At 66.3% G+C, this 7,859-nt stretch carries 8 protein-coding genes and 1 tRNA gene; 6 read left to right on the top strand and 3 right to left on the bottom strand.

The features are described 5' to 3' along the window. Nucleotides 1-135: 135 nt before the first annotated feature. The gene (locus tag AB0H61_RS27800) at nt 136-783 is read right to left on the bottom strand and encodes a TetR/AcrR family transcriptional regulator (protein WP_357310110.1); all 648 of its coding nucleotides are present in this window, start codon (nt 781-783) and stop codon (nt 136-138) included. Nucleotides 784-966: 183 nt separating this feature from the next. Continuing rightward, nucleotides 967-1,581, bottom strand: coding sequence for a TetR/AcrR family transcriptional regulator (locus AB0H61_RS27795; RefSeq protein WP_357310108.1), 615 nt, complete (start codon nt 1,579-1,581; stop codon nt 967-969). Nucleotides 1,582-1,947: 366 nt separating this feature from the next. On the opposite strand from AB0H61_RS27795, the gene AB0H61_RS27790 reads away from it, so the two are divergent. From AB0H61_RS27790 to AB0H61_RS27765, 6 genes are all read left to right on the top strand, one after another. Continuing rightward, nucleotides 1,948-2,018, top strand: a tRNA-Gln gene (locus tag AB0H61_RS27790). 143 nt (nt 2,019-2,161) lie between these two features. Further along, complete coding sequence (glmU, locus tag AB0H61_RS27785) at nt 2,162-3,622, top strand: bifunctional UDP-N-acetylglucosamine diphosphorylase/glucosamine-1-phosphate N-acetyltransferase GlmU (RefSeq protein ID WP_357310106.1); 1,461 nt, start codon at nt 2,162-2,164, stop codon at nt 3,620-3,622. A gap of 21 nt (nt 3,623-3,643) precedes the next feature. Next, nucleotides 3,644-4,624: a ribose-phosphate diphosphokinase gene (locus tag AB0H61_RS27780; protein WP_357310104.1), complete on the top strand. Its 981-nt coding sequence runs from the start codon at nt 3,644-3,646 to the stop codon at nt 4,622-4,624. Between the two features lie 148 nt (nt 4,625-4,772). Then, nucleotides 4,773-5,462, top strand: a complete 690-nt coding sequence (locus AB0H61_RS27775) for a hypothetical protein (protein ID WP_357310102.1) — start codon at nt 4,773-4,775, stop codon at nt 5,460-5,462. A 64-nt stretch (nt 5,463-5,526) separates the two neighbouring features. Then, nucleotides 5,527-5,787 carry a hypothetical protein gene (locus AB0H61_RS27770; RefSeq protein ID WP_357310100.1) on the top strand — a complete coding sequence of 87 codons (261 nt, stop codon included), beginning with the start codon at nt 5,527-5,529 and terminating at the stop codon, nt 5,785-5,787. Nucleotides 5,788-5,828: 41 nt separating this feature from the next. Further along, nucleotides 5,829-6,146, top strand: coding sequence for a hypothetical protein (locus AB0H61_RS27765; RefSeq protein ID WP_357310098.1), 318 nt, complete (start codon nt 5,829-5,831; stop codon nt 6,144-6,146). 22 nt (nt 6,147-6,168) lie between these two features. On the opposite strand, the gene AB0H61_RS27760 is transcribed toward AB0H61_RS27765, so the two are convergent. Then, nucleotides 6,169-7,815 (bottom strand): fatty acyl-AMP ligase, encoded by a 1,647-nt coding sequence (locus tag AB0H61_RS27760; protein WP_357310096.1) that lies wholly within the window; start codon nt 7,813-7,815, stop codon nt 6,169-6,171. Nucleotides 7,816-7,859: the final 44 nt, after the last annotated feature.

Below are 7,859 nucleotides of genomic sequence, written 5' to 3'. Positions count from 1 at the left end.
CCGAGCGGCCGAAGCGCACGCGACGCAGTCGCAAGTCTCGGCCGCTCGGCAGCGAGACATCAAGGGCCGCGAACCCGCCGCGCCCGCGCGGCCAACAACACAGCCCGCGAACCCGCCGCGCCCGCGCGGCCAATATCACGGCACGTAGCGGCGGAGGCGGCGGGCGGCGAATTCGCGGAAGTACGAGAGCTTCTCGGCGGGGACGATGGAGGGGAGCAGGAAATACCAGGCGCGCTCCATGCGGGTGGCCATCTGGTCCATAGACTCGGTTCCGACGGCGACGATATGCACGCCCGCGGTCACCTCCTGCAGAAGCAGACCGACCACCTCGGGGTCGAGGTCTGTTTCCAGGTCGCCCTGGGCGATGGCGCGCTCGGCGAGTACGCGGTAGGTGTCGCCCCAGGTCTTGGCGATATTGTCGCCTTGGGCGCCACGGTAGTCGCCGATCTGGTGGGTCAGTTTGAGCATCGCGCCGACCATGGGGTCGTTCATGGATAGGTCGGCGACCACGTAGGTGATGCCGATACATGCTTCGAGCGCGGGCACCCGCGGATCGAAGAAGCCCTGGCACGAACTGACCAATCTCTCGTTGCCCTGATCGACAACGGCGCGCGCCAGTTCTTCCTTCGAGCCGAAGTGAAAATACAAGGCGCCCTTGGTCACGTTCGACTGCGCGATGATCTCGCTCAGGCTCGCATTCGCATATCCCAAGCGCAGAAAGACATCGGCAGCACCCGCAAGGACGGAATCGCGGGTGATCTCCGCGCGCGCTTGCCTAGCCATCAGATCCGCCTGTCATCCTTAAACCCAGCCATCCTGAAGTAGACCGACATCTCGAACTAAGACCGACATACCGCCCGAACAGCACCCAGAGGATGGGTGAACCGTACCACCAGGTGAGCGCGCGACAACCAATTCGAGCATTCGGCCGGGCCTCCATCGCAATTCGCTGGTTAACAACTCGACTCAGTCGGCGGCGCCGGTGGGCCATTCCGAGCTCAGTTGCGGATCCGCCTCGAGGTGGCTCAACCCATTCCAGCACAGGTTCACCAAATGGGCTGCCACAACCTCTTTGGACGGGGTGCGCACGTCCAGCCACCAGGTCGCGGCGGTGGAAACCATGCCGACCAGCGCCTGCGCGTACAGGGTGGCCAGGCTGGTGTCGAAACCACGGCGTCCGAAGTCGCCGGCCAGAATGTGCGCCACTTGGTTCACGGCCTCGTTGAGCAGGCTGGAGTAGCGACCGTCATCGGTGGCTGCGGGCTGGTCCCGCACCAGGATTCGGAATCCGTCGGTGCGCTCCTCGATGTAGGTCAGCAGCGCCAGCGCGACCTGTTCGAGGCGAACTCGGGACCGATTCTGGGTGAGCGAGGAGGTGATCATGTCGAGCAGCATCGACATCTCGCGGTCGACGACCACCGCGTACAGACCCTCTTTGCCGCCGAAGTGTTCGTACACCACGGGTTTGGAGACCTGGGCCCGCTGCGCGATCTCCTCGATCGAGGTCGCCTCGTACCCGCGTTCGGCGAACAGTGCGCGACCGATCTCGATCAACTGCTGACGCCGCTGCGTCCCCGTCATTCGCGGACGGGACACCCGATGCGGTTCCTGCGACGCCACCCGTCTGCCTCCCTACGCGCGGACATAATTATCGCCCTAACTGTTCCAGACAGGCTCGCTCCGCGCCGCGCCGACCCGGTGGTGTGGTCCCGAACATCTCAACGCAACGCCAGATCTCGCACGAACATGGGTAACTCGCCGGGCACGCCGAGAACTCGACCGAGCACCTCGCCGCCGGCCCGACGCGAAACTCCTGGTAATTCCAACGACCGACAGAAGACGAAGAGAGGCGGACGGGCCTAGCTCGACGTGGGGGCGGGTCTCATGCGAGGATTCATGCCGTGCCGCGAGCACAGCGGCGGGTTCTCCGATCCGCCGGTGTGACAATCCGCCGTAGTGTAATGGCAGCACCTCTGATTTTGGTTCAGATAGTTCAGGTTCGAGTCCTGGCGGCGGAGCACACCGGCACGATGGCCTATCGTTGGCCGCGCACATGGCTGACAACAGCTGGTGACCGCTCGCAGGTCACTCGAAAGGGTCAGCACAGCGCTGACCGAGCACGAAGCCGCCAAGCACGATGACAGGCAGCCGAGGGAGATCCATGCCACAGCAGACCGCCGTCGTCGTTCTCGCAGCCGGAGCCGGAACGCGAATGCGGTCGAAGACCCCGAAGGTGCTGCATTCGCTGGCCGGTCGAAGCATGCTCGCGCACGCGCTGCATGCGGCGAACGAGATCGACCCCGCGTACCTCATCACCGTGGTGGGTCACGACCGTGAACAAGTCGGCGCCGCCATGGCCGCCGTCGGGCGGGACCTGGGCCGCGACATCATTCCGGCACTCCAAGAACAACAGCTCGGCACCGGACACGCGGTGCAGTGCGCGCTGCAGTCGCTGCCGGCGGACTTCACCGGAGACCTGCTCGTCACCTCGGCCGATGTGCCGCTGCTGGACGGGCACACGCTCTCCGCGCTGCTCGACGAGCACCGCAGCTACACCGAACGTTCCGCGGTGACCGTGCTGACCTTCGTCCCGGACGACGCGAATGGCTACGGTCGCATCGTGCGCAACGCCGACGGCCAGGTCACCGAGATCGTCGAGCATGCCGACGCGACCCCGGAGCAGAGCGCGATCACCGAGGTCAACTCCGGCGTGTACGTCTTCGACGCATCCGTACTGCGCACCATGATCGGGCGGCTCTCCACCGCCAACGCCCAGCACGAGCTGTATCTGACCGATGTGCTGCGGCTGGCCTACGAGGCCGGTCATCCGGTGCACGGCGCGCGCTTGGTCGACGCGGCCAAGGTCACCGGGGTCAATGATCGGGTGCAGCTGTCCGAGGCGACCCGCACCCTCAACCGCTACATCCTGGAACGGCATATGCGGGCCGGCGTCACCGTCATCGATCCCGCCAGCACCTGGGTGGATGCCGGTGTGCAGATCGGCAGGGACGCCGTGCTGCGCCCGGGTGTGCAGCTGTTCGGCACCACCGTCATCGGTGAGGACGCCGAGATCGGACCGGACAGCACCCTCACCGATGTATCGGTCGGCGACGGCGCCAAGGTCGTGCGCACCCACGGCGAGCAGGCTTCGATCGGTCCCGGCGCGACCATCGGCCCCTTCGCCTATCTGCGTCCCGGCACGGTGGTCGGCGAATCCGGCAAGCTCGGCGCGTTCGTCGAGACCAAGAACGCCTCGATCGGCGCGCATTCGAAAGTGCCGCACCTCACCTACGTCGGTGATGCGACAATCGGTGAATACAGCAACATCGGCGCTTCCAGCGTGTTCGTCAACTACGACGGCGTGCAAAAACACCACACCGTGGTCGGTTCGCATGTGCGGACCGGCAGCGACACAATGTTCGTCGCACCGGTGACCGTGGGTGACGGCGCCTACACGGCGGCAGGTACTGTACTGCGCAGAAGCGTTCCTCCGGGGGCACTCGCGGTGTCCGGCGGACCGCAGAAGAATATCGAGGGCTGGGTGCAGCGACACCGTCCTGGGACGGACGCGGCGCGCGCGGCGGCGGAAGCAATCGCGGCCAAGGACGAGTCGGGCAATTGAGCAAAAGGATGGCAAACAGTAGTGACCGCGTCATGGATCGACAACCAGAAGAACCTGATGCTCTTCTCGGGACGCGCTCATCCTGAGCTGGCCGAGCAGGTCGCCAAGGAACTCGACGTCCACGTCACGCCGCAGACCGCCCGCGAATTCGCCAACGGCGAGATCTTCGTTCGGTTCGAGGAGTCCGTCCGTGGTTCGGATGCCTTTGTGCTGCAGAGCTTCCCGGCGCCGCTGAACCAGTGGCTGATGGAGCAGCTCATCATGATCGACGCGCTCAAGCGCGGTTCGGCCAAGCGGATCACCGCGGTGCTGCCGTTCTACCCGTACGCCCGCCAGGACAAGAAGCACCGCGGCCGCGAGCCCATCTCGGCCCGCCTGGTCGCCGATCTGCTGAAGACGGCGGGCGCGGACCGCATCATCACCGTCGATCTGCACACCGACCAGATCCAGGGCTTCTTCGACGGCCCGGTCGATCATATGCACGCCCAGGTGCAGCTGGTCGAATACATTCGCAATAACTACCCGTTGGAGAACATCACCGTCGTCTCCCCCGACGCGGGCCGGGTGAAGGTGGCCGAGAAGTGGGCCAACTCGCTGGCGGACGCGCCGATGGCGTTCATCCACAAGACCCGCGACCCGCTGGTGCCGAACCAGATCACCGCGAACCGCGTGGTCGGTGAGGTCGAGGGCCGCACCTGCATCCTGATCGACGACATGATCGACACCGGCGGCACCATCGCCGGCGCGGTGAAGGTACTGAAGGAGGCGGGCGCGGTCGATGTGGTCATCGCCGCGACCCACGGCGTGCTGAGCCACCCGGCCGCCGAGCGGCTGGCGAGCTGCGGCGCCAAGGAGGTCGTGGTGACCAATACGCTGCCGATCACCGAGGACAAGAAGTTCCCGCAGCTGACGGTGCTGTCCATCGCGCCGCTGCTGGCCCGCACCATCCGCGAGGTCTTCGAGAACGGCTCGGTCACCGGGCTGTTCAACGGCAACGCCTGATACCGACAGCTGGCGACGGCCCGGACCTGAGGTCCGGGCCGTCGTCGTATTCCGGCCCGCTGTGCGGCGCCGACACGATTCCCGCTGGTATCGGCGCTGCGACCGTGCTAGGCATTGAGAACGATCACATTCGACGAGGGGGAACACCATGACGACACCGCAGGACCCACAACCCGGTTTCAACCTGAAGAAGTCGAAGGACGATCCGGACGACCCCGCGCGGGTCGCGGAAACTCAGATCTTCCAGCCGGGATCGACCGGCACCGCCCCGGAGACCCAGGTGTACCGGCCGGGCCAGCAGCCCGGGGCCGGTGGGCCGCAGTACACCCCGCCCGCCGGTTACCCCTCCTATCCGCCCACCGATGTTCCGCCCGCTCCACCGGCCTACCCGCAGCAACCCGGATCGGCGTATCCGCAACCGGGCTACCCGCAACAGGCTGGTTACCCCCAGCAGCCCGGCTATCCTCAGCAGCCCGGCTATCCCCCGGCCTACCCGCAGCAGCCGGGCTACCCGCAGCAGGGCGGCTACCCCCAGCAGCAGTACGGCACCCCGGGCTACCCGCCGTACTCGCCGTACGGGCAACCCGCGACACCCACCCAGACCTGGTCGATCATCAGTTTCGTCTGCCTCGGCCTGACCGTGGTGTCGGCGCTGCTCTGCTTCCTGCCCGTCTTCATCACCGGACCGGCGGGCATCGTCCTCGGCATCGTCGGCAACTCGAAGGGTGAACCGCTGGGAAAGTGGGCGGCCATCGCCAATGGCGTCGTATTGGTGCTGGGGATATTGCTGGTGCTGGTCATCTTCGGAATCGCCGGGCTCAGTAACAGCTTGTCGTAGCGCATCGGCGAATTACCCGGCCGTGTTCTCCCGGCTCGCGCCCGATCCGGGAATACTCGGTGTCATGGACCGTGAACCGTTGGATATGGGCATGGGCGACGACAAGCAGGCCGACGAGATCCGCGAGTACGAGCGCACCATCGAGGATCCGCCGGACGACCTGCAGATCCGCTATCACGAGAACGAGGACGACGGGCGGCTCGGCATCATCGACGAGCTGGCCCAGGAATGGACCCCGAGCGATCAGGAGGCCGCGGCCGCCGAGCAGGACGAGCGGCCCGCCGAGGCCGCCGCGATGGAGATCCTCGACGACACCGAACTGTAGATATCCGTCAGCTAGCGACCGAACCGACCGAGGAAGGCGCTATGACCACACCGCGGCAACCGGACGATTCAGCCGATCGCGACGACGACCGCCCCGCGTATCCGCCCCCGCCGCCGATCGGGCCGTCCGACCAGGTACCGGCGCGCTCCGGTCCGCCCACATTGTCGATCATCGGCTTTGTCTGCGCGGCGCTGGCCCTGCTGGTGTGCCCCATCCTGTTCGGCCCGGCGGGCATCGTCTTCGGCTATCTGGCCAACAACAGGGGTGAGAGGTACGGCAAGTGGGCTGCCCTCGCCTCAGCGATCGGCCTGATCGCCGGGCTCATCCTGAGCCTGATCCTCTACAACAGGCAGAACTGACCCGGCGGCCGACCGGCGGCGATCAATGCAGGTGCGTGGCGGTGGCGGCGCGGCGGAGTTTGCCCGAGGAAGTCTTCGGGAGGGCGCCGGGCCCGAGCACCGTGACATTGCGCGGGCGGACGCCGACCTCGGAGAAAACCGCGTGCACGATATCGTGCTCGATGCGCTTGACCTCGTCCGCGTTCTGATAGTCGTTGCTCTCCACCACCACCGCGAAGCTTTCGCGCTTCTCGCCCGCGTCGAGCCGGACCGCGACCGCATTGCCGGGACGCACGCCCGCCACCCGCATGGCGGCACGTTCGATATCGGTGGGGTAGATATTCCGGCCGCCCATGATGATGACGTCCTTCATCCGGCCGCACACCACGACTAGGCCCTCGTCGGTGAAGTAGCCGATGTCGCCGGTATCGAGCCAGCCGTCGGCGTTCTGGGCGGGACGGAAGCCCTCGACCGTCACATAGCCGGAAGTCACGGCCGGACCACGCAATTCGATGACGCCGACGGAGCGGGTGGGCAGCGGCTGGCCTTCCGCGTCGACGACGCGGCCCTCCAATTGGTCGACGAGATAGCCGAGCGTCGGGAGCCTGCGCACGGTGCCGTGGTGGCTGTGCTGATCGTGCACCGGGACGGCCTTGCCGAGCGCCTCCAGCAGATCGGCGTCGATGAGGTCGAGTACCTGGCCCAGGCCCGGATCCGGAACCGAGACGGCCAGGGTGGTTTCCGCCATGCCGTACACCGGGGTGAGTGCCATCGGGTTGAGCCCGAAGCGTTGACCGGCTTCGGCCAGCGCCTCCATGGTGTCCGGGTCCACCGGTTCCGCGCCGTTCCACATGTACCGGACGCTGCTCAGATCGAGCGATCCGTCCTCGGCCTGTCCCAGCCTGCGGGCGAGTAGCGAATAGGCGAAATTCGGTGCGGCGGTGACGGTACCGCGATACTTGTCGATCAGTTCCGCCCACAGCAGCGGCCGTACCAGGAAGTCCAGCGGCGTAATACAAACCACCTCGGCCCCGAATTGCATGGGTACGCTGAGGAATCCGACCATGCCCATATCGTGGAACAGGGGCAGCCAGCTGATCATCACATCGTCGTCGAGCTGGAATTTCACCCGGTTGAACATGGCGTAGGCATTGACGAAGAAGTTCTCGTGCGTGATCCGCACCGCCTTGGGCGAGCCGGTCGACCCGGATGTCAACTGCTGCAAGGCGATATCGTTCTCCGTGGTCGGCACCGGATCGATTTCCGGGCCGTCGCGCAGCTGATCGACGCGGACCACGGTGATGCCCCGCTCACGCAGCAGCGGTTCGGCGGCCTCGAACGGTGCGCCGAGCACGACAGCGCGCGCCTCGATCATGTGCAAGACGGTCTCGGTGTCGCGGGCCCAGACCACCAGGTCGGTGCGGGGCGTGGGCTGATGCAGCATGGTGATCGAGGCGCCGCGCATCCAGATGGCCTGGCAGGCGGGGGCGATATCGACCGGCATCCCCGCGAGGACCCCGACCGCGTCGCCGTGGCCGATCCCGGCCTCCGCGAGTCCACCCGCCATTTGCCTGGCGATGCGGTGGATCTCGCCCCAGTTCTGACGTAGCGGCGCATCGGGCTCACCGGTGACCAAGCCACGGGCCGAGGACTGTGCCGTCGCGTACATCTCGTCGGTGAACCTGCTCAACGTCGGACTCCTAATCGCGCCATCGAGGCCGAGCACCGGCCTGC

The organism is Nocardia sp. NPDC050710 (assembly GCF_040654375.1).
In the GTDB taxonomy this organism is placed as follows: Bacteria; Actinomycetota; Actinomycetes; order Mycobacteriales; family Mycobacteriaceae; genus Nocardia.
Note: the sequence above shows the minus strand (reverse complement) of the source record. Positions and strands in the feature narration are given on the sequence as shown.